Source organism: Kribbella sp. NPDC104740, assembly GCF_055583505.1.
Genome location: NZ_JBVJNV010000010.1, coordinates 271,003 through 291,676, shown reverse-complemented (window position 1 = coordinate 291,676; position 20,674 = coordinate 271,003). Strand labels below are relative to the sequence as shown.

General features: G+C 70.2%; 16 protein-coding genes. 8 read left to right on the top strand and 8 right to left on the bottom strand.

All coding sequences use genetic code 11. The annotated features are described in order from the left end of the window. Window positions 1-190: 190 nt before the first annotated feature. The 3 genes from phoA to ACZ6Z4_RS36775 form a co-directional block, all read right to left on the bottom strand. The gene (gene phoA / locus ACZ6Z4_RS36785; RefSeq protein ID WP_465576268.1) at window positions 191-1,552 is read right to left on the bottom strand and encodes an alkaline phosphatase; all 1,362 of its coding nucleotides are present in this window, start codon (window positions 1,550-1,552) and stop codon (window positions 191-193) included. 156 nt (window positions 1,553-1,708) lie between these two features. Then, window positions 1,709-2,437 (bottom strand): DUF427 domain-containing protein, encoded by a 729-nt coding sequence (locus ACZ6Z4_RS36780; RefSeq protein ID WP_465576263.1) that lies wholly within the window; start codon window positions 2,435-2,437, stop codon window positions 1,709-1,711. A 55-nt stretch (window positions 2,438-2,492) separates the two neighbouring features. Next, window positions 2,493-4,625: a fibronectin type III domain-containing protein gene (locus ACZ6Z4_RS36775; RefSeq protein WP_465576260.1), complete on the bottom strand. Its 2,133-nt coding sequence runs from the start codon at window positions 4,623-4,625 to the stop codon at window positions 2,493-2,495. A gap of 112 nt (window positions 4,626-4,737) precedes the next feature. On the opposite strand from ACZ6Z4_RS36775, the gene ACZ6Z4_RS36770 reads away from it, so the two are divergent. Beyond that, entirely contained in the window at window positions 4,738-5,499 is a 762-nt protein-coding gene (locus ACZ6Z4_RS36770; RefSeq protein WP_465576257.1) for an alpha/beta fold hydrolase, read from the top strand. A 117-nt stretch (window positions 5,500-5,616) separates the two neighbouring features. Here ACZ6Z4_RS36770 and ACZ6Z4_RS36765 read toward each other — a convergent pair whose 3' ends face one another. Continuing rightward, window positions 5,617-7,146, bottom strand: a complete 1,530-nt coding sequence (locus ACZ6Z4_RS36765; RefSeq protein ID WP_465576254.1) for an MFS transporter — start codon at window positions 7,144-7,146, stop codon at window positions 5,617-5,619. Between the two features lie 109 nt (window positions 7,147-7,255). On the opposite strand from ACZ6Z4_RS36765, the gene ACZ6Z4_RS36760 reads away from it, so the two are divergent. Together ACZ6Z4_RS36760 and ACZ6Z4_RS36755 are read left to right on the top strand one after the other, a co-directional pair. Next, window positions 7,256-8,146, top strand: a complete 891-nt coding sequence (locus ACZ6Z4_RS36760; protein WP_363674832.1) for a LysR family transcriptional regulator — start codon at window positions 7,256-7,258, stop codon at window positions 8,144-8,146. 32 nt (window positions 8,147-8,178) lie between these two features. Beyond that, complete coding sequence (locus tag ACZ6Z4_RS36755) at window positions 8,179-9,954, top strand: thiamine pyrophosphate-requiring protein (protein WP_465576250.1); 1,776 nt, start codon at window positions 8,179-8,181, stop codon at window positions 9,952-9,954. 3 nt (window positions 9,955-9,957) lie between these two features. Here ACZ6Z4_RS36755 and ACZ6Z4_RS36750 read toward each other — a convergent pair whose 3' ends face one another. Further along, window positions 9,958-10,767 carry a UbiA family prenyltransferase gene (locus tag ACZ6Z4_RS36750; RefSeq protein ID WP_465576247.1) on the bottom strand — a complete coding sequence of 270 codons (810 nt, stop codon included), beginning with the start codon at window positions 10,765-10,767 and terminating at the stop codon, window positions 9,958-9,960. A gap of 18 nt (window positions 10,768-10,785) precedes the next feature. On the opposite strand from ACZ6Z4_RS36750, the gene ACZ6Z4_RS36745 reads away from it, so the two are divergent. From ACZ6Z4_RS36745 to ACZ6Z4_RS36735, 3 genes are read left to right on the top strand one after another with little or no spacing between them, the layout of a single operon-like run. After that, window positions 10,786-11,835 carry a type III polyketide synthase gene (locus tag ACZ6Z4_RS36745; RefSeq protein ID WP_465576243.1) on the top strand — a complete coding sequence of 350 codons (1,050 nt, stop codon included), beginning with the start codon at window positions 10,786-10,788 and terminating at the stop codon, window positions 11,833-11,835. Further along, window positions 11,835-12,392: an isoprenylcysteine carboxyl methyltransferase family protein gene (locus ACZ6Z4_RS36740; RefSeq protein WP_465576240.1), complete on the top strand. Its 558-nt coding sequence runs from the start codon at window positions 11,835-11,837 to the stop codon at window positions 12,390-12,392. The genes ACZ6Z4_RS36745 and ACZ6Z4_RS36740 overlap by 1 nt, the downstream gene beginning before the upstream one ends. Further along, the gene (locus tag ACZ6Z4_RS36735; RefSeq protein WP_465576236.1) at window positions 12,389-13,474 is read left to right on the top strand and encodes an NAD(P)/FAD-dependent oxidoreductase; all 1,086 of its coding nucleotides are present in this window, start codon (window positions 12,389-12,391) and stop codon (window positions 13,472-13,474) included. The genes ACZ6Z4_RS36740 and ACZ6Z4_RS36735 overlap by 4 nt, the downstream gene beginning before the upstream one ends. A gap of 193 nt (window positions 13,475-13,667) precedes the next feature. Here the strand turns inward: ACZ6Z4_RS36735 and ACZ6Z4_RS36730 are convergent, their stop codons facing one another. Beyond that, on the bottom strand, window positions 13,668-15,224 hold the full coding sequence (locus ACZ6Z4_RS36730) for a helix-turn-helix domain-containing protein (protein WP_465576232.1): 1,557 nt from the start codon (window positions 15,222-15,224) through the stop codon (window positions 13,668-13,670). Window positions 15,225-15,314: 90 nt separating this feature from the next. On the opposite strand from ACZ6Z4_RS36730, the gene ACZ6Z4_RS36725 reads away from it, so the two are divergent. After that, a complete protein-coding gene (locus ACZ6Z4_RS36725; RefSeq protein WP_363674847.1) occupies window positions 15,315-16,583 on the top strand; it encodes an NAD(P)/FAD-dependent oxidoreductase in 1,269 nt (422 codons plus the stop codon). 815 nt (window positions 16,584-17,398) lie between these two features. Here the strand turns inward: ACZ6Z4_RS36725 and trxA are convergent. Then, entirely contained in the window at window positions 17,399-17,788 is a 390-nt protein-coding gene (gene trxA, locus ACZ6Z4_RS36720) for a thioredoxin (protein ID WP_363674849.1), read from the bottom strand. A 296-nt stretch (window positions 17,789-18,084) separates the two neighbouring features. Next, complete coding sequence (locus ACZ6Z4_RS36715; protein ID WP_465576227.1) at window positions 18,085-18,960, bottom strand: aldo/keto reductase; 876 nt, start codon at window positions 18,958-18,960, stop codon at window positions 18,085-18,087. A 796-nt stretch (window positions 18,961-19,756) separates the two neighbouring features. On the opposite strand from ACZ6Z4_RS36715, the gene ACZ6Z4_RS36710 reads away from it, so the two are divergent. Continuing rightward, window positions 19,757-20,656, top strand: a complete 900-nt coding sequence (locus tag ACZ6Z4_RS36710; protein WP_465576223.1) for a conjugal transfer protein — start codon at window positions 19,757-19,759, stop codon at window positions 20,654-20,656. The last annotated feature ends 18 nt before the right edge of the window (window positions 20,657-20,674 follow it).

Sequence of the window (20,674 nt, the reverse complement as noted above, 5' to 3'; positions counted from 1 at the left end):
AAGAGGAAAAAAACCAGCGCGCGCAAGCCCGCACAGAAACAGAACGCCGAGAACCGCACAAACCCCCCCCCCCCCCCACCCCCCCCCCCCCCCCCCCCCCCACCCACCCCCCCCCCCCCCCCCCCCCACCCCCCCCCTCCCCCCCCCCCCCCCCCCCCGCAGCGGGGTTGATCAGTGGTGGGCGTCGGTGTCAGCTGACGCCGAGCGCACGCCGCATCGTGTAGAACAGGTCGGTCTGGTTGGTGACGCCCAGCACGTTGGCCGCCTGCGGGCCGCCGGCGGCGATCCGCACCTCGGTGCCGGTGTGCTGCTGGTCGGTGCCCAGCGGAGCGGTCGCGTAGGAGATCGTCATGTCCGCGCCGTCGTGGGTGCGCAGCGTCGCGGTGGCGCCGGTGGTCTTGCTGCCGGCCTCGACGATCTGGCTGGTGTGCGCGTGGTCGGCGGTGACGACGACCAGCGTGTCCGGGTTGTCCTTCTGGTACTTCAGGGCCTCGTCGACCGCCTTGTCGAAGGCGACGGTCTCACCGACCTGGCCGCACGGGTTGGCGGCGTGGTCCTGCTTGTCGATCGAGGCGCCCTCGATCTGCAGGAAGAAGCCCTTCTTGCTGTCCCGGGTCTGCTTGTCCAGGACCGAGATCGCCTTCTTGGCCATGTCGACCAGGTGCGGCTGCTTGGCGTCGCGCGCGGTGTTCACCGCGCAGGTCGCCGCCGGGGTCCCGTTCGGGGTCGGCTGCGGGCCGGTCCACTCCAGGTCCATGTTGTTCGGGGCGAAGGCGCCGAGGATCGGCTTGTTCGCCGGGGCCTTGGTCAGCCCGGCCAGGTCGGTGACGATGTGGTAGCCGGAGACCTGCGCCTGCTGCAGCACGGTCAGCGTCTTGTACTTGCCACCCTGCACGGTCTGGTCGAAGTACTGCTTGCCGCCGCCCAGCAGGACGTCGGGCTTGGTCTGCACCAGCTGCTCCGCGATCGACCCCGCGCCCTTGTTCTCCTTGGCGTTGGTTGGGCACGCGGTCATCGACTGCGGTCCCTTGCAGTCGCGGCTGACCACGTGCGAGCCGAGCACGGCCGGGGTGGCGTCCTGCAGCTCCGCGGTGGTGACGTCACCGGTGCGGTAGCCGGCCTTCTTGGCCAGCTCCAGGATCGTCGGCAGCGGCTTGCCCTTCGGGTCGACCGAGATCGCGCCGTTGTAGGTCTTGGTGCCGGTCGCCCAGCCGGTGCCGGACGCGGCCGAGTCGGTCACGTAGTCCGGCAGCTTCGGGTTGTTCTTCTGGACGGCGTACGTCGTGTAGGCGCCGGTCAGCGGCAGCTTGTCCATCGACAGCCGGCCGGCCGCGCCGACCTGGTAGTTGCGGGCGATGGTGATCTCGCTGTCGCCCATCCCGTCGCCGATCAGCAGGATGACGTTGCGCGCCTTCCCGCCGACGATCGCCTTCGACGCCGCCTTGGTGTTGTCCTGGTGCTGGTCCGCCGCGGTCGCGAGCGCCGGGACGCCCACCACCAGCGCGGCGACGGCACCCGCCGCCACGATCCGACGGTTTCCGGAGAACTTCATACTCGGTCCTGCCCCCATCAATGAGATTGCTCGAACCGCTCCATAGCAATCCCGGCGGCGTGCGAACGCACCATGAACAGATGGATTCTCCCCGTCGTCCCGGTGAATTCCATTGGTCGCGAATGCATTCGGTGAACAACTGTTCACTGGGTGGGTTCAGGAGAAGGGTGTCACCGGTCGCTCGTGCGGTACGCCGTCGACGGTGAGGTCCACCTTCTCGTTGAAGAACGCGATGTGGTTGGCGACCGCGAGCAGGGGAGCGGTCGGGAAGTTGTACGACCACGCCAGGTCGTCGTACAGCTGGTCGGTCCGGACCGACCAGTACTGGCTGGTGTGGCCCTTGTACGGACAGGACGTGCTGGTCTCGCTCGGCTCGAGGTGCTCGAACGCCACGGCGGTCCGCGGGAAGTAGTAGCGCGGCGGCAGGCCGGTCTCGAAGACGATCACCGTCGAGCTGGAATCGGCCAGGACCACGCCGTCGAGGGCGACCTGGACGTGCCGGCCGGACTTGATCGCGTCGACCCGGGCGTACGGGTTGCGTGGGTGGACGAAGATCTCCTCGTCCTCCTCGAACCAGGAGTCGACGGCGTCCCACTCGAAACGGACCAGCCCGGCGAGGTCGCCCTCGTCGTACTGCCAGGCCGTGCCGGTCCCCGCGCGCATCACGCGCGCCTCGCCGTGGTGGAACGTCCGCGTCTCGCCGGTGTCGGTCAGTACGCCGTCCGCGACGTCGCCGACCGGCACGTAGTACTGCGGGTACGGCGGGATCTCCCAGACGTAGACCGCGCCTTGCGTGTCGAGCACCACCTCGCCGGCGTGCAGCGCGCGGATCCGGCGCGGGGAGGGAACGGGTGCGGTCGGGACCATCGGCTCGGGATAGCTCATGGAGCCAGTAAAGAACGGGGGACCGGCCCTCGGGAAGGCCGATCCCCCGAGGGAGTCAGACGGTGATCCAGTCGATGTCGGCGATGTAGCCGTTCGGGTTGCTGATCTTGAGGGCGTTGGTGCCGGCGCTGAGCTTGACCGGCAGGTAGGTGACCTGCGGCGTTCCCCAGTCGTTGTCACCGAGGCCGTGGTAGTTCACCCAGTACGAGTCGGCGTCGTTGACGGTCAGCATGCTCTGACGGCTGGTGTCACCGTCGGTGTAGGCGATCTTCACCAGGTAGGTGCCGGTCGCCGGGACGGTGATGCCGTTCAGCGTCACCGACGCGTCGTACCCGATGTTGCCGACCTTCTGGCCGCCGGAGCAGAGCGTGCAGCCGCCGACCCCGGCGTTGCCGGTGAAGGTGCTCGTCGAGGCCTCCGCCTCGTACCGGACCGGGCCGCCGCCGGACTTGGCGGTGAAGAAGGTGATCGGCGCGCTCGCCTCGGAGGACTTGTTGCCCTGCACCGCCTTCACCGTGAAGGTGTAGGAGGTCTGCGGCAACAGACCCGGCACGGTTGCCGACGGCGACGAGCTGGTCGCGACCTGCTTGCCGTTGGCAAACACCTTGTACGCCGTCGCGCCGCTGCTCGGCTGCCAGGTCAGCGCGGCCGTCGTCCGGCTCACGTCGGTCGCGGTCAGATCGGCCGGGCGGCTCGGACCCGAGGCGGCGTTCGGCACGATCTTGTACAGCTTCGACCCGTGCGCCGGCAGCGTCGCGCTGACCTTGCCGGAGACGTTGCGCGCGGTCCGCGCGGCCCACACGTCGCGGACCGACGCCTTGCCGGACAGGCCGAGCTGCGCGAAGTCGCCGGTCACGGTCGCGGCGGTGTCGGCCAGGTTGAACAAGCCGACGGTGACGCTGCCGTCCGGGTTCTTCGCGTACCAGGTCTGCTGCAGCTGGTCCTGGTTCAGCGGCCTGGCCGGTACGCCGGCCTGGTTGATCGCGAGCACCTCGCGGTTGGTGAGCAGCTTCAACCCGTACGCGTCGAGCTTGGTCAGGTCGTCGCCGATGAACAGCGGCGCCGCGTTCATCGCCCAGAAGGTCATGTAGCTCTGCCGCTCGACCTCGGTGATGCCGTCCATCTCGCCGTTGCCGACGTTGATCGCGTCCAGGTTGTTCCAGTGCCCCGGTCCGGCGTCGTCGACCCACTGCGGCAGGTCCCACCAGCGGCCGACCAGTGAGCCGTTCCAGCGCACGATCGTGTCGCAGTAGCACTCGACGTCGGTGTCGATCCGCCAGCCGTTCGAGTTCGCCTTCCAGGTGTCGGCGTACCGGTGGCTGAGCGACCACGACAGCGTGTACATCATCGGGCGGCCGGAGTTCTGGACCGCGCGCCACCAGGCCTCGACGTCCTCGGTGTTGTTGTGGTTCGGGTCGTCCGGCGCGCCCTTCCAGGAGCCGGGGCCGACGCCGTCCATCTTGATGAAGTCGACACCCCAGTCGGCGAACAGGTTCGCGATCGAGTCGGCGTACTTCTGCGCGCACGGGCTGGCGTAGTTGATCTTGTACGCCTGGTCCCAGCCGTTCGTGGTCCGCAGGTCGGGGTAGACGATGTCGCGGGTGAAGCAGCCGGGGGCGTTGTAGATGGGGGTGTTGCCCTCGCGGTAGACGTCGAAGCCGAGACCGACCACGGTGTAGATGCCGAACTTCAGTCCGAGCTCGTGGATGTCCTGGCCGACCGCCTTCATCCCGCGCGGGAAGCGCACGGTGTTCGCGACCGGGCGGCCGTACTCGTCGCCGCCGTTCTGCCAGCCGGCGTCGATGTTGACGTACTCGTACCCGTACGGCTTGAGCTTGGTCGCCATCGCGTGTGCCTGGGCGAGGATGTTCTTCTCGCTGATGAAGCTGCCCGGGCCGTCCGGGTTGACGCCCGGGTAGTTGGTCGACTGCAGGCTCCAGCTGCTCCAGCCGAGGTACGGCTTGGCGGCGACCTGCGGGTGCTTGGCCGGGACGGACTTGGCGGCGGGCGCTTCGAGCGGCGCCTGGCCCTGGAAGACGGAGTCCGGTTCGACCAGCGACGGCTTCGGCTGGACCGAGCGAGGCGTGGACGCGTCGGCCGGGGCGATCGCCACGGCGGCCGACACCAGGGCGGCAGCTGCGGTGACCACGATGGCGGCGCGGCGTTTTCGGCCGGTGGGAAGCGGCATGAGGAGGTTCCTCCGTCTCAGGGCGGGAGCGGGACGAGTGCCGACGAGCCTAGGTGGGATAAATTTACGAGGTCAAGTAACAAGCGCCGATAACTCTGCGTAGGGTTGATCCATGCACCTGTACGCCGAACGCCGGGGCGCCGGCGAGCCGCTGCTGCTGATCATGGGGATGGCCGGGCACCACCGGATCTGGGGCGAGCCGTTCCTGTCCGGCCTGGCCGAGCACTTCGAGGTGCTCACCTTCGACCAGCGCGGGATCGGGACCAGCGACCGCACCGACGGCGAGTTCAGCACGGCGGACCTGGCCGACGACGCCGCCCGCGTGCTCGACGAGGCCGGCTGGGACACCGCGCACGTGTTCGGGATCTCGCTCGGCGGGATGGTCGCGCAGGAGCTCGCGCTGAACCACCGCGACCGGGTCCGGCGGCTCACGCTCGGGTGTACGTCGGCCGGCCTCGGCTCGCGGCCGGAGGAGATCGCGCCCGGCGCCGGGCGGTTGCTCACGGCGATGCGGTCAGATCGCGAGGAGGCGGTGCTGCGGACCGGCTTCGAGGTGAACCACTCGGCCGGGTTCGTGGCGGATCCGGCGCACTTCGCGGCGTACGAGGAAGACGCGCTCGCCGTGCGGGTCCCGGTGCCGGTGGTCGGGATGCAGTTGGCGGCGGCACAACGGCACAACGCGGCGGACCGGCTGCCGGCGCTCGACGTACCGGCGCTGGTGATCCACGGGACCGCCGACGAGATGATCTACGCCGCGCAGGGGGAGCGGCTGGCGCAGCTGATCCCGGGTGCGCGGCTCGAGCTGTTCGAGGGCGCCGGGCACCTGTTCTGGCGTGAGCAGCCGGAGCGTGTGATCGACCTGCTGAGGAACTGAGGCAACTCAGCGCTTGGGGACCATGGCTCGCGGTCGGTGCGTGAGGTCCTCTGCGGTGCGCGCACCAGCGCACCCGTGCAAGCCCCGCACCCCTGGGGGTGCGGGGCTTCCTCTTGCTCAGCGGTGCAGCGGTTTCCGGCGGGGCCGGGTGACGGTGTGCTGGTCCGTGCGCTGGTACCTGCGACGAGCCAGCGTGAACGGCCGGGGCCTGGACGGGACGACCGGCTCGGGACGGGTGAGCTGGATGGGGAGTTGCTCCAGGCCCAGCCGGACCGGTGGTTGCCGCCACGGCGAACGGGTGCCGCGGACAACGACCACCCGGAAGCGGCCGGCCCTGGCCAGCTTGATGCCAATGGCAACTGTTGCCGTGGCCGGGATCAGGCCGGCCAGCAGCAGGCTGGTCCGGGCGCCGAAGTGCTCGGCGATCGCACCGACGGTCGGACCGCCGATCGCGCCGCCGCCGATGAAGACCAGGTTGTAGATCCCGGCGACCCGGCCGCGCAGCCCGTCGGGAGTGGTGAGCTGCACCATCGACTGCGCCGCGGTGAGGAACATCAGCGTCGCCATGCCGAGCGCGCACAGCAGCGGCAGGAAGGTCCACAGCGACGGCTGCACCGCGGCGATGATCTCCGTCACCGCGAGGATCGACGCGATCCCGACCAGGTTGCGCAGCCGGGTCGGCCGGATCCGGCGCGCCGACAGCAGCGCCCCGGCCAGCGAGCCGACCGCGACGACGGAGTTCAGGACGCCGTACCCGGTGGCGCCGGTCTTGAAGACGACGTCCGCGAACGCCGTCAGCGTCACCGGCAGGCTGATCGTGAACATGCCGAAGATGCCGACCAGCACGATCGCCCAGCGCACCGCCGGCTCGTGGAACGCGTACCGGACGCCGTCGCGCAGGCCGTCCCGGATCCGCATCCCCGCACTGGCCTTGCGGGCCGCGTGCAGCCCCGGCATCTCGCTCTCGCGCATCATCAGCAGCGCCGAGATCGAGCCGAAGAAGGTGATCGAGTTCAGCGCGAAGGCCCAGCCCGCACCGACCGTGCCGAGCATCGCGCCGCCCAGCGCCGGACCGATCAGGCCACCGAGCTGGAAGGTGGACGAGACCATGCTGATCGCGTTGCGCAGCCGCTGCTTGCCGACCAGCTCGTTGACGAACGACTGGCGGGTGGGGTTGTCGACCGCGGTCGCCAGGCCGAGGACGAGCGCGAGCGTGTAGACCTGCCACACCTGCACCTCGCCGGTGAACGCGAGCACCGCCAGGACGGCGGCCAGGCTGCCCATCGTGGTCTGGGTGACGAGCAGGATCCTGCGCTTGGGGAAACGGTCGGCGATCACGCCGCCGTACAGGCCGAGCAGCAGGGTGGGCAGGAACTGCAGCGCGGTGGTGATGCCGACCGCGGTCGCGCTGCCGGTCAGGGTCAGGACGAGCCAGTCCTGCGCGATGCGCTGGACCCACCCGCCGGTCGAGCTGACGAACAGGCCGCTGACGAGGAGCCGGAAGTTGCGGACCTCGAGAGCGCTGAAGGTCTCCCGGAAGCCGGGTCGCCGCTGGGTCGGCGGCAGTTCGCCCGGGGTGGTCCGCGGAGTGGAACGGTGGGTGTGGAAGTCGGGGACGGGAACAGAACCGGTGGCCCGGGTGGTCAAGAGTCAACCCTTTGGAAGTGGACGTGTCAGGGGAGGTCTCCACCATCCTCACCGGTCGAGGCCGGATTCTCGTAGCGAATTAGACCTATTAGTCTTATTACGAGTCGCGATGAGAGGGAAATCGATGGCCTACGACCCGGACCAGCTCCGCACGTTCCTCGCGGTGGCGCAGTCGCTGAGCTTCACCCAGGCCGCGGAACGGCTGGGGATCCGGCAGCCGACGGTGAGCCAGCACATCCGCAAGCTGGAGGCCGCGGTCGGGCGGCCGCTGTTCGTGCGGGACACGCGGACGGTGACGCTGACCGCGGACGGGGAGGCGATGGCCGGGTTCGCGCGGACGATCCTGGCGGCGCACGAGGAAGCGGTGGGGTACTTCACCGGGTCCGAGCTGCGCGGGCGGCTGCGCTTCGGGGTGACGGACGACTTGGCGCTGACGCCGTTGCCGCGGATCCTGCGGGACTTCCGGCAGTTGTACCCGCGGATCGATCTGGAGCTGACGGTCGCGCAGAGCCCCAACTTGCTGCGGCGGGTCGAGTCCGGACACCTCGACCTGGCGTACGTGAAGCACTCGGTCGGCGCCGCGTCCGAACCCAACGGGCGGCTGGTCCGGCGCGACCCTCTCGTCTGGGCCGGTATCAGCGGCACCCGCATCGCTCCCGACGGTCCCGTGCCGCTGGTCGCCTACCAGGCGCCGAGCTTGAGCCGGATGCTGGGCGTGCAGACGCTGGAGAGCGTCGGGCGGCCGTACCGCGTCACCTGCATCGTCCGCGGCGTCAACGGCGTACTGGCTGCGGTGCGGGCCGGGCTGGGGATCGCGATCTTCGCGCACTCGCTGATGCCCGCGGACCTGGTCGAGCCGCCGCCGAGCGCGGGGCTGCCCGAGCTCCCGTCCATCGACTTGGTGCTGATCACCAACCCGCGCGCCGCGAAAGAGCCGGCCGAGGCGTTGACCGCCGCGATCCTGGGCAGCAACGCGCCCTTGAAGCCGTCGAACGGCTGAATAGCGTTCTGTACCTGGGGCACCGGGCGCCCATGGCTACCACCGTGGGCGACTACCTGTTGGAACGGCTGCGCGAGTGGGAGGTCGACACCGTCTTCGGCTATCCCGGTGACGGCATCAACGGCCTCCTCGCCGCCTGGACCAGGGCCGACGGCCCCCGTTTCATCCAGGCTCGCCACGAGGAGATGTCCGCCTTCCAAGCGGTCGGCTACGCCAAGTTCACCGGCCGGGTCGGCGTCTGCGTCGCGACCTCGGGTCCGGGCGCGATCCACCTCCTGAACGGCCTGTACGACGCCAAGCTCGACCACGTCCCCGTCGTCGCGATCGTCGGTCAGACCAACCGCACCGCGATGGGCGGCTCGTACCAGCAGGAGGTCGACCTGCACAGCCTCTTCAAGGACGTCGCCAGCGAGTTCGTCGAGACCGTGAACGTCCCCGAGCAGCTCCCGAACGTGCTCGACCGCGCGATCCGGACGGCGCTGAGCCGCTCCGCGCCGACCGCGATCATCGTTCCGGCCGACGTCCAGGAACTGGAGTACACCCCGCCCGAGCACGCCTTCAAGATGGTCCCGTCGAGTCTGGGCTTCGCGCCGGCGGTGCAGGCGCCCGATCCGGACGCCGTACGACGAGCCGCCGACCTGCTGAACGCGGGCGAGCGGGTTGCTCTGCTGGTCGGCCAGGGCGCCCGCGGCGCCCGCGCCGAGATCGAGCAGCTCGCCGACCTGCTCGGCGCCGGCGTCGCGAAGGCGCTGCTCGGCAAGGACGTGCTGAGCGACCACCTCCCGTACGTGACCGGCTCGATCGGCCTGCTCGGCACGCGGCCGTCGTACGAGCTGATGACCGGGTGCGACACCCTGCTGACGATCGGCTCCAGCTTCCCGTACTCGCAGTTCCTGCCCGAGTTCGGCCAGGCCAAGGCGGTCCAGATCGACGCCGACGCCGCGATGATCGGGATGCGCTACCCGTACGACGTCAACCTCGTCGGCGACGCCGCGACCACGCTCCGCGCGCTGATCCCGCTGCTCGACCGCAAGGACGACCGCTCCTGGCGATCCGGCATCGAGGAGGGTGTCGAGCGCTGGTGGAAGGTGATGGCCGGCGCCGCCCACGTCGACGCCGACCCGGTGAACCCGCAGCGGCTGTTCCACGAGTTCTCCGAGCGCCTGCCCGACGACTGCATCGTCGTCGCCGACTCCGGCTCGGCCGCCGACTGGTACGCGCGGCAGCTCCGTTTCGACGGCTCGACCCGCGGCTCGTTGTCGGGCACGCTCGCGACGATGGGCTCGGCGGTCCCGTACGGGATCGGCGCGAAGTTCGCGCATCCCGGGCAGCCGGTGGTCGCGTTCTCCGGCGACGGCGCGATGCAGATGAACGGGCTCGCCGAGCTGATCACGATCAAGCGGTACTGGGAGGAGTGGGCCGACCCGCGGCTGGTGATCGCCGTACTGCACAACAACGACCTCAACCAGGTGACCTGGGAGATGCGGTCGTTGCAGGGCGCACCGAAGTTCCCGGACTCGCAGACGCTGCCCGAGGTCGACTACGCCGGGTTCGCGCGGTCTGTCGGGCTGACAGGGATCGCGGTCAGGAATCCTGACGAGCTGCCCGCTGCGTGGGACAACGCGCTCGCCGCCGACCGGCCGGCCGTGCTCGACGTGTACTGCGACCCCGACGTCCCGCCGATCCCGCCGCACGCGAGCTGGGACCAGATCAGCAAGATGACCGAGTCGCTGTGGAAGGGCGACGAGGACCGCTGGGGTGTGCTCAAGGAAGGCGTGAAGACGAAGCTGCAGGAGCTTCGGCCGTGAGCCTCAGAGCGTGTCGCCGCGGATGATCAGGACGACGACGCTGACCACCGCGACGCCGATCGTGACCAGGAACGGCGCCTGCTTCCACAGCACGATCACGGCCAGCAGCACCGCGACGACGGCGAGCGCGATCCAGCCGGTGAGGCCGACCGGGCCGGCCGGAGCGACCGTGAGCAGGACTGTTGCCGCGGCGAGCGGGAGGGGAGCGAGGAGCCTGGACGCCTGCCCGATCCGCTGCGGCCACCCCCGGACGCCGGTCGCGAGGTCGTCGGCGAGATCCGGTACGACGTTCGCCAGGTGCGCGCCGACACCGAGCAGCGCGGTCGCCGCCGTCGCCCACCACGGCGCCCAGTCCCCGCTCGTGCCGAGCGTGACGAACGACGGCAGCGCGCCGAACGCCACGGCGTACGGAAGCCAGGAAACCGGCGTCGACTTGAGCCCCAGGTTGTACGCCCAGGCGCACGCGACGAACAGCAGATGCGCGAGCCCGGCGAGGACGCCGTTGGCCAGCGAGACCGGGATCGTGACGGCCAGCGCGACCAGCGCGGCGATCCAGAGCGTACGGCGGCCGACGAGTCCCAGGACGACAGGCTTGTCACGCCGGTTCACAATGGAGTCGCGGGTGGCATCTATCGCGTCATTGCTCCAGCCGATCGAGAGGTGGCCGGTGAGGATGGTTGCGGCAACGAGGAGAGATCCGGTGAGGCCGCGGCCCGCGGACCAGGCCACGGCGGTGACCAGCGCGGTCACCGCGACGGTCGGGCCGGGATGGCAGGCCAGCGCCAGACCCTTGACGGCAGCGAGTCGGCTCACCGAAGCAACGATGCCACGATGAGCCGGGTCGCCGCGGTGCAGGCCGCGCTTCCGCCGTACCGGTATCCGCAGGCCGAGCTCACCGAGGCGTTCGCCGACCTCTGCCTGCCCGACGGCAAGGGCCTCGCACTGCTGCGCCGGCTGCATGCGAACGCGGGGGTGTCGCATCGACATCTGGCGATCCCGCTGGAGCAGTACGGCGAGCTGAAGGACTTCGGGGCGGCGAACGACGCGTGGATCTCGGCGGCGGTTGATCTTGGCGCCGAGGCTGTTGGCGGTGCTCTCGCTGCCGCTGGGTTGTCGGTGGACGATCTGGATCTGCTGATGTTCACGACGGTGACGGGTGTCGCGGCGCCCTCGATCGACGCGCGGGTGGCGGTGCGGCTGGGGTTGCGGGAGGACGTGAAGCGGCTGCCGCTGTTCGGGCTGGGGTGCGTTGGGGGAGCGGCGGGGATTGCTCGGTTGCACGACTATCTGTCGGCGTGGCCTGGGCATGTCGCTGTGTTGCTGTCGGTGGAGCTGTGTTCGCTGACGTTGCAGCGGGATGACTCGTCGCTGCCGAATTTGGTGGGTGGGGCTCTGTTCGGGGACGGGGCTGCTGCGGTGGTGATGGTTGGCGATGAGGTTGCGGTTGGTCGAGATGGACCATCAGTAGTTGCCACCCGCAGCCGGCTCTACCCCGACTCCGAGCGCGTGATGGGCTGGGACGTCGGCTCCGGCGGCTTCCGGATCGTGCTCGGGGCCGACGTACCGGAAGTGGTCCGCAAGTACCTCGGCGGCGACGTCCGCGACTTCCTCGCCTCGCACGGGCTGACCGTCCCGGAGATCAGCACCTGGGTGAGCCACCCCGGCGGCCCGAAGGTCCTCGAAGCCGTCGCCGAGACCCTCGACCTGCGGCCCGGCGCCCTCGACCTGACCTGGAAGTCGCTCGATGCGGTCGGCAACCTGTCGTCGTCCTCGGTGCTGCACGTGCTCGGTGACACCATGACCCTGGATCCTGCTGGTCCCGGGGTGTTGCTCGCGATGGGCCCGGGTTTTTGTTCCGAGCTCGTCCTGATGGAGTGGTGATGGACACGTCGTTGTGGTGGTACGCCGTACTGGTCCTGCTGGTCGGCCTCGAGCGCGTCGCCGAGCTGGTCGTCTCGCTGCGCAATGCCAAGTGGAGCGTCGCGCAGGGCGGTGTGGAATCGGGCAAGGGCCACTACCCGTTCATGGTCGTCCTGCACACCGGCCTGCTCGCCGGCTGCCTGGTGGAGGCGATCGCCGCCGACCGCCCGTTCATCCCCGCGCTCGGCTGGGTGATGCTGGCGGTGGTGCTGCTCGCGCAGGGTCTGCGGTGGTGGTGCATCAGCGTGCTCGGTCGCCAGTGGAACACCCGCGTGATCGTCGTCCCCGGCCTGTCGTTGGTTGCCCGCGGCCCCTATAAGTTGCTGCGGCACCCGAATTACGTGGCGGTGGTCCTGGAGGGCATCGCGCTCCCGCTGGTCCACACGGCTTGGGTCACCGCGGTGGTCTTCACCGCCCTCAACCTCCCGCTGCTCGCGGTCCGCATCCGCGCAGAAGAAACAGCCCTGGACACGGCGCTCACCAGGGCCGGGTCGTCCGGAACGCCGCCCCCGGCGTGATCGACCTCCTCGTCGTCGGCTGCGGCCCCGCCGGCGCCGCCACGGCAATCCGCGCCGCGCTGGCCGGCCTCGAAGTCGTCGTCCTCGAACCCCGCGAAGCCCCCATCGACAAGGCCTGCGGCGAAGGCATCGCCCACTCCGCCGCGGCCTACCTGAACCGCCTCGGCGTACACCTAGAAGGCCGCCCCTTCCACGGCATCCGCTACCTCGACGCCACCCACTCCGTCGACGCCCACTTCCGCACCGGCCCCGGCCTCGGCGTCCGCCGTACGACGCTCCAGCAATCCCTCCGCTCCCGCCTCGACGACCTAGGCGTCCGAGTCGTTCGCACCCGCGCCGACACCATCACCCAGACCCCGACGTCGGTCACCACCGCCGGCCACACCGCCCGCTACCTCGCAGCAGCCGACGGCCTCCACTCACCCATCCGCCGCCAGCTGGGGCTGGCAGCAGATCGTCCCCTCGCCAGCTCCGCCTCCCGCCTCCCGCTCTCTCCCCGCGCCGCCCGCCCCGCAGGGGCGGGCGCCGCGGGTGCAGTCCGCCGGGGCCTACGGCAACATTTCGCCATCCGCCCCTGGACCGACCTCGTCGAGGTCCACTGGTCCTCCCTCGGCGAGGCCTATGTCACCCCCGTCGCCGACGACCTCGTCGGCGTCGCCGTGCTCACCTCCGCCCGCGGCTCCTTCGACGAGCACCTCCGCGCCTTCCCCCGCCTCCGCGCCCGCCTGACCGGCGCCGCGCCCGCCTCCGCCGTACTCGGCGCCGGGCCACTCCGTCAGCGAGTACGACGCCGGGTCGCGCATCGCGTTCTCCTGGTCGGCGACTCCGCCGGCTACGTCGACGCCCTCACCGGCGAGGGCATCGCCGTCGCCCTCCGCACCTCCGCCGAGCTTGTCGACTGCGTCCTCGCCGACACCCCGCAGACCTACGAGCAGGCCTGGCGCAGAGTCTCGCGCGAGTGCCGCGCCCTCACCGCGTCGTTGCTCTGGGCCCGCAACCGTTCGTTGCTCGCTCCCCGCATCGTCTCCGCGGCGGCCGCCCTGCCAGGCGTGTACGGCGCGATCGTCAACCGGCTGGCATGACAGGGGCCCGGCGACCGCTCAGGCGATCGCCGGGCCCGCTTGGTTCGAGCTCCCTGGTGAAGAGCTCGAACCGGTCGGCTCAGCTCCCTGGTGAAGAGCTGAGACGTCTTGGTGAGAAGTACTTTTCCACTCCGATGTTGCTCGTCGATTGCCGGAATGTGAAGCCTTGTTACGCCGCGCTGTGGCGAACGTCTCAGTGCTCGGTGCGCACCGACGCGATCTGCAGCTGCAACGCGAGCCGTTCGCGCGGGTCGGTGAGGTCGAGCTTGGCGATCTCCCCGATCCGTTTCATCCGGTGCCGCAACGTGTTCGTGTGCAGGTGCAGGTCTTTCGCGGCCTGCTGCGGCTGACCGGGATGGTTGAGCCACGCCTCCAACGTGTCCACGAACGCCGTGTCGTTCTCGATGTCGTGCCGCAGCAGCGTCGCCAGCGGCCCGTCCATCTTCGTCGTGTCCAGAGAAGTCACCGCCCGGTGCACGGTCAGTACGTGCCAGGCCTGCTCGACCCGCAACGCCGGGCCGCGCGCGACACCACGGCGTACGAGGTTGAGCAGCTCCACCGCTTCGGCGCGGGAGCTGGGCAGGTCAGCGGGGTAGCGGGCGCGGCCACCGGCAGCGGCCGCCGTACCGGGGTTGTCCTTGGCCTGGTCACCAACCAGCTTCCGCAACCACCGCCACGAACCTGGCACAGGTTCGCCATCTGACACCACAGCGAACACAGTCCCGTCCAGGTCAGCCAGCAGCGGCTCGCTCCAGCCGTGCCTGCGCCCCAGCGACTCCCACAGGTCCAGCTGCTGCGGTACGTCGTACCCGTCGGGGGAGTTGAGCGCGACAACCCGCCACGGCGCCGAGGGCAGCCGCACCTCCACCGGCGCCTCAGGAGAGAACTGCCGCAGCACAGTACGCAGCCGGTCGATCGCTGACCGCCTGGCGACGTCCGCCTGCGCCCGTAGCCGCAGCAGGTGCAGCGCCAGCACCGACGCGGCGTTGCTGAGCTCCTCAGTGACCTCTTGGCTCACCGGCCCGTCCACTACCGCCCAGATGGACCCCAGCCACTCACCACCAGCCCTGACCGGTACGACGAGCCGCGGGCGGATGCCGTTCGGCCCGTCGGGCACCAGAAACGGCTCGCTGGACCTGGTGAGCCGCCGGAAGATCCCCCGGGCCCGGAAGTGCGCGATGACCTCAGCTGGGACCCGGCGGCCGACGATGGTCGACACCCGCGTCGGGTCGGTGTCGGACAGGTCCTGCTGGGAGGAGTACGCCAGCACGCGCGACTGGTTGTCCTCGATCGTCACCGGCGCGCTCACGATGGCTGCAGCCGCATCTGCCAGAGCAAACAGCTCCTGGTGGACCCCTGCGTCACCAGCAGCGGGGGAGTCGGGCGCTGCGGCCCGGTCGATGACACCGCGCAGCAGCCAGACCACGTGCGCCCAGGTCACGGTCGGCTGCAGTGAGATGAGTGTGAGCAACCAGCGCTCCGCAGTAGCCACTACGGTTGGCTCCTGCGCCAGCCCGGTCCGCAGTACGACGCCGGACGCGTTGCCGGCCGCACAGCGCTCCAGGAGCTCGACCGCCTCCTCGGCGTTCCGCAGGCCGAGCCCGAGAACCAGGTCGCCCGGCCCGCCGGTGGCCGGCTCCTGCGGATCGGCGAGGAAAACGTCCCGCACCTCGCCGTCGCCGTGACCGGCGACGACGATCTCGAACAGGGCTGGGCCGACGGCAACGACCAGGTCAGGCGCGGTGATCATGAGGTTATTGTGCTCTGCGCACTGTCATTTGCTCCAGCAGTGGTGCGATCGCACCATGACAGCGGTCTGGGAGCGGCGCACCATCGATACATGGTCGCTGCTGGTTCAACCACTCACATCGTCCCCGACCGGGTCGCCGTCGTCGGCGCCGGGATGGTCGGCCTCGCCACTGCCTGGTTCCTCCAGGAGCGGGACATCGAGGTCACCGTGTACGACCGCGAAGGCGTCGCCGCCGGAGCGTCGTGGGGCAACGCGGGCTGGCTCACCCCGGGTCTCGCGACCCCGCTTCCGGAGCCCGCGGTGCTCAAGTACGGCGTACGGGCCGTGCTCAGCCCGTCCTCGCCGGTCTACGTACCGCCGACCGCGAGCCCGCGGCTGCTGTCCTTCCTGACCCGGTTCGCGCGGAACAGCACCGCCGGGCGCTGGAAGACGGCGATGGACTCGCTGGTCCCGATCAACCGGCAGGCGCTGAGCGCGTTCGACCTGCTGGCCAAGGCCGGGGTCGAGGCCGAGACGTACGAGGCGAAGTCGTTCCTGGCGGCGTACCGGACCACTGAAGAGCGGTCGGTGCTGCTGGAGGAGATCGAGCAGATCCACGCCGCCGGCCAGGGCATCGAGTTCGAGGCGATCACCGGCGACGACGCCCGCGAGATCGAGCCGTCGCTGTCCGACGAGATCGGTGCGGCGATCCGCCTGCACGGGCAGCGCTTCATCAACCCCGGCGACTACGTGCACCTGCTGGCCGAGTCGGTCGTCGCCCGCGGCGGCCGGATCCTGACCGGCGCGAACGTCGCCGACATCGTCGACGGGATCCGCGACACCCGCGTGGTCACCGCCGACGGCGACAGCCGGACGTACGACGCGGTCGTGATGGCGACCGGCGCCTGGATGGGCGACCTGGCCCGGCGGTTCGGCGTCAAGACCGTCGTCCAGGCGGGGCGTGGGTACTCGTTCAGTGTCCCGATCGAGCACGTCCCGGCCGGCCCGGTCTACTTCCCGGCGCAGCGGATCGCCTGCACGCCGCTGGGTGACCGGCTGCGCGTCGCCGGGATGATGGAGTTCCGCAAGCCCGACGCGAAGCTCGACCCGCGCCGGATCGACGCGATCGTCGAGGCCGCCCGTCCGCTGCTGCGCGACGCCGACCTGGACGCCCGCACCGACGAGTGGGTCGGCCCGAGGCCCTGTACGCCGGACGGCCTGCCGCTGATCGGTGCCACCTCGTCCCCGCGGGTCTTTGCCGCCGGCGGGCACGGGATGTGGGGCATCACCCTCGGCCCGGTCACCGGCCAGCTCCTCGCCGAGACCATCACCACCGGCCGCCGCCCCTCGGAGCTGGCGCCGTTCGACCCACTCCGCTGAGCTTGCGGCGGATCGCACCCAGCGACCCGCCGCCCTCCCGGGGCCGTGGCGACACCTCACCGCCACGACCCCACCCGGCCGGCCAGAGCTCTCTGACCCGGCCCCACCCGCCTCCAGCGCGGGCGCCGTACCCGCTCATCTCCTCGAGCGGCGCAGGACCCCCGGACCACCTCAGACCCGGGGCGCACCACACTCCCGACACCTCAACGGGAGGCACCACCCCACCGGACCCTCGGTGGGCGCACCACTCCCCGTCCCTGCGCGGGAGGCGCCACCACCCGTTCAGCAGCGAGCGGGCAGCACCACCGCTCAACTCAACAGTGGACAAGGTCAGCACCACCGTTCACCGATGAATGAGCGGACAGCACGACGCCCGTCCCTGCACGGGCAGGACCACCGCTCGCGCCTGGAGCGGACGCACCACCCGCTCGCGCCTGGAGCGGCAGCACGATCGCAGGACCCGCTCGCGCCTGGAGCGGCAGCACCACCCCGTTCGCGCCCCTGGAACGGGCAGCACGGAGTCCGCCATGCGGGGCGGACCAGCACCACGGGGCGGCCACAGCCACCCCGGCACCACCCGCTCGACCCTGAGCGGCCAACCCGCCCCTTCCGGGACGGAGACGCACCATCCGCCACCCCTGTGGCGGCAGCACCACCGACCGGGCATCCCCGAGACCGGTCCGAGAGCGTGGTTCCCACCAGCACCTGGGAACCACGCTCTCGTCGTACCACCCCGGCGTCCTCAGACCCCGCCGGGACAGCGAAAGGCCCTGGAACCGCCTCTCGGCGGCTCCAGGGCCTTTTTGCGTACTACGTCAGTGCGTGTGCGGCTCCGTGCCGTGCTCGGCCTCGTGGGCCGCGATCTGGGCGCGGACCTCGTCCATGTCGACCGCGCGGAGCTGGCTGATCAGGTCCTCCAGCGCCGGGGCCGGGAGCGCGCCCGGCTGGGAGTACAGGACGACGCCGTCGCGGACCGCCATCAGGGTCGGGATCGACCGGATCTCGAACGCCTGCGCCAGCTCCGTCTGCGCCTCGGTGTCCACCTTGCCGAAGGTGATGTCCGAGTGCTCCTCCGAGGACTTCTCGAACACCGGCCCGAACATCTTGCACGGACCACACCACTCGGCCCAGAAGTCCACCAGGACGAGCCCGTCGGAACCGACGACCTCGTCGAAGTTCTGCTGGGAAAGCTCGACCGTTGCCACTACGACCTCCGAAAGATTGGGGAATTCGTGCTGTTCAACACCGCGGGCGCCGCCGGTGTTCCCAAGCACCGCCGGACGGCCGGCGAGCACGGTCCCACCATCACACATCGCACCCCGCCGGGCACACTCCGCACCGGTCACCGACCTGACCGGTTGACCCGTCCAATCGGTCGCCTGAACCGAACAACTGATTCACGTCCGGCAAGACACCGGACTGGAACCCCCCGTCCCGGGGCAAAATGCCCCCGCGAAGGATCTGCCGCCCCAGCCCGGCGCGACGCCGTACCGGGGCGGGATCAGATCGGGATGTCGACGAACGGAGACGCGTAGTCGTGCACCTCGTCCAGGATCGCCGCCGCGGCCTCCGGCGTCAGGTCGGCCCGCTCGCGCTCCGCGATCACCATCTGGCGCAGCAGCCGGGTCTCGCCCGCGGTGGCCAGCCCGGTGATCTCGGGGTGCCCGTTGAGCAGCCAGGCTGTCGCGGCGGTGATGTAGCGCTGCTCGTCGAACGGCCGGTACCAGGTCGAGTACGTCTTCTCCTCGCCGTCGTTCCAGTTCCGCCGGGCGATCATCTTGATCGTCATCAGCGCCGCGTCGGAGGCCTGCACGGCCTCGACCAGGGCCGCGTAGTCGTCGGCGTACTTGGCGTCGGTCGAGAGCCGGTAGTTCAGCGGCGTCAGCACCGAATCGAAGTCGAACCGCCGCAGCCCCTCCCGATGCACCGCCGGCGCCTGGTCGGTGTGCCCGGTGATCCCGATCGCGCCGACCATCCCCTCCTCCTTGGCCCGTACGGCGGCCTCGAGCGACCCGCCCTTGCCGGTCACCAGATCCAGGTTCTCCAGGTCGCACACCGCGTGCATCTGGATCAGGTCGATCCGGTCGGTCTGCAGCCGCTCCAGCGACCGGTTGATCTCCGACCACGCCTCGTCGTACGTCCGTCGTCCGGTCTTGGTCGCGAGGAAGATCCGGTCCCGGATCTCACCCATCCGCGGCCCGAGCCGCAGCTCCGCGTCGCCGTAGTCGGCGGCCACGTCGAAGTGGTTCACGCCGGCCTCCAGCGCCTCCTGGATCGACGCGTCGGCGGTGTCCTGATCGACGCCGCCGAGCGCCGCGGCGCCGTAGATCAGGACCGAACTGCGGTGCTCCAGCCTGCCCAGCCGTCGAGTCTCCATGCCAGTCCTTCCGCAAGTCCTTCGGGATGCCGGCCCGGGGGTCGGCAAAGTCACCAAGAACCTATTACTTTGACCCCGCGCCACGACAGAGTTTTCCACAGGCTGGTACGGGCATCGACTACACTGCGTGATCAGTTGAATCGGTTCTCTACCCTGTCCTTCGCACGGATTTTCGAACCTGTCCGCGGCGTGTGGCATGGTTTGCGCTGCCTGATCGAGCCGGTCGGGCATGAGAGAGGAGCTATGGCGACGGTACCGAAGGTGTCACGCTTGCGGTCGAAGTGTGCATCTGCCCCCGAGTGGGGTAACAGTATGGCTGCGGGGAGCGATGGAGCATCCGGATCCTGGTCTCAGGACTCCCGGAGGACAGTTGCTTGCCGTATCCTCCCGGCTACTGTCCGCATAACTGCTGTCTGAGGGGCGGGGAGAGATGAGTTGGTGGCGAACGGTCCTGAACTTGCCGCCAAAAGGTGAGCACTGGTCGGACCAGCGGCGGACGAAGAAGCCCAAGGGCCGTCCGCAGAACACCGCACCGGAGTGGTGGCAGCACCCCGACGGTCCGGTGTCACCCACCCCTCGCCAGGCCCAGGGCGTCGCCGCGCAGTACAGCGCACCCCCGGCCGGTAACGGCGGGGTGATGGCGCCTCCGCGCCGCCCTCAATCACCGGACGCACCCCGTACGGCGAACCAGCAGCCGCCGCAGCACGCGGCGGCTCCCAGCCAGCGGCCCCCGGAACGTCTTCGCCAGCGGTCCCCGCACGGCGCTCACGCGGCACCCCAGCCGCCGCGTGGCCCGGTGGACCCCGGCCAGACCCCGTGGGCGACCGAGCCGGAATCCTCCTTCTCGACCTGGGCCCGCAGGTTCTTCCGCGGCCTGGTGGTCGCCGTGCTGCTGCTCGCGGCGATCAGCGGCGTCCGCTCCTGGATCCGGCCGAACACGGGGACCAACAACGGCGTCGTGACGAGCCAGTCCGGTTTCCCGGCCGACGAGGCCCGCGCGGTCGCGACCAGGTACGCCGTCTCCTACCTCAACTGGGACGAAGGCAACCCGGACGCCCGCCCGGCCCAGATCGGCCTCGACCTGGCCGCCGGGCTGGACGCCCGGGCCGGCTGGAACGGCCGCGGCAAGCAGACCGCCAACGCGGCGTACCCGGGTGAGGTCAAGGTCGACTCCGGCGGCGTCACCGCCGTGGTCGACGTCCGGGTGCAGGTGCGCACGTTCACCAAGCAGGGCCGCGGTTTCGCCGGCGGTCCGTACACCTGGCAACGGGTTTCGGTGCCGGTGGCCCGGACCTCGTCCAGGATCGTTGCCAGCGGCCCGCCCACGTTCGTCGCCGACGAGCGGGTGGCGCTGCCCGACAACATGCCGGACGCCGGCGTACCGGACGACGACCTGACCGCGGCCACGTCGAAGGATGCGGAGGCGTTCTTCAGCGCCTACGCCGAGTCCGACGCGAAGGTCGAGGCGGTGGCCGCCCCGGGGGCCGCGATCCGCAGCCTGAACGGCTCGGTGAAGCTCGGCGAGCTGAAGGACTGGCAGGTCTTCACCGGAAACGATGACGAGCGCCGGGCCACCGGTGCCGTCACCTGGAACGGTTCGGGGGACACCACCCTCGACCAGACCTACACGCTCACGCTGCGGCGCACGGTGGCCGCGGACGGGGCACAACGATGGCAAGTGGCTGCCGTCGGATGATCACAGCCAACTGCCGGA

What these genes read in the sequence shown, in the direction of transcription:
- phoA (WP_465576268.1), bottom strand. Translation starts at nt 1,552, where the DNA reads ATGAAGTTCTCCGGAAACCGTCGGATCGTGGCGGCGGGTGCCGTCGCC.
- ACZ6Z4_RS36715 (WP_465576227.1), bottom strand. Translation starts at nt 18,960, where the DNA reads ATGGAGACTCGACGGCTGGGCAGGCTGGAGCACCGCAGTTCGGTCCTG.
- ACZ6Z4_RS36725 (WP_363674847.1), top strand. Translation starts at nt 15,315, where the DNA reads ATGGTCGCTGCTGGTTCAACCACTCACATCGTCCCCGACCGGGTCGCC.
- ACZ6Z4_RS36745 (WP_465576243.1), top strand. Translation starts at nt 10,786, where the DNA reads ATGAGCCGGGTCGCCGCGGTGCAGGCCGCGCTTCCGCCGTACCGGTAT.
- ACZ6Z4_RS36755 (WP_465576250.1), top strand. Translation starts at nt 8,179, where the DNA reads ATGGCTACCACCGTGGGCGACTACCTGTTGGAACGGCTGCGCGAGTGG.
- ACZ6Z4_RS36760 (WP_363674832.1), top strand. Translation starts at nt 7,256, where the DNA reads ATGAGAGGGAAATCGATGGCCTACGACCCGGACCAGCTCCGCACGTTC.
- ACZ6Z4_RS36775 (WP_465576260.1), bottom strand. Translation starts at nt 4,625, where the DNA reads ATGCCGCTTCCCACCGGCCGAAAACGCCGCGCCGCCATCGTGGTCACC.
- ACZ6Z4_RS36780 (WP_465576263.1), bottom strand. Translation starts at nt 2,437, where the DNA reads ATGAGCTATCCCGAGCCGATGGTCCCGACCGCACCCGTTCCCTCCCCG.
- ACZ6Z4_RS36770 (WP_465576257.1), top strand. Translation starts at nt 4,738, where the DNA reads ATGCACCTGTACGCCGAACGCCGGGGCGCCGGCGAGCCGCTGCTGCTG.
- ACZ6Z4_RS36740 (WP_465576240.1), top strand. Translation starts at nt 11,835, where the DNA reads ATGGACACGTCGTTGTGGTGGTACGCCGTACTGGTCCTGCTGGTCGGC.
- ACZ6Z4_RS36730 (WP_465576232.1), bottom strand. Translation starts at nt 15,224, where the DNA reads ATGATCACCGCGCCTGACCTGGTCGTTGCCGTCGGCCCAGCCCTGTTC.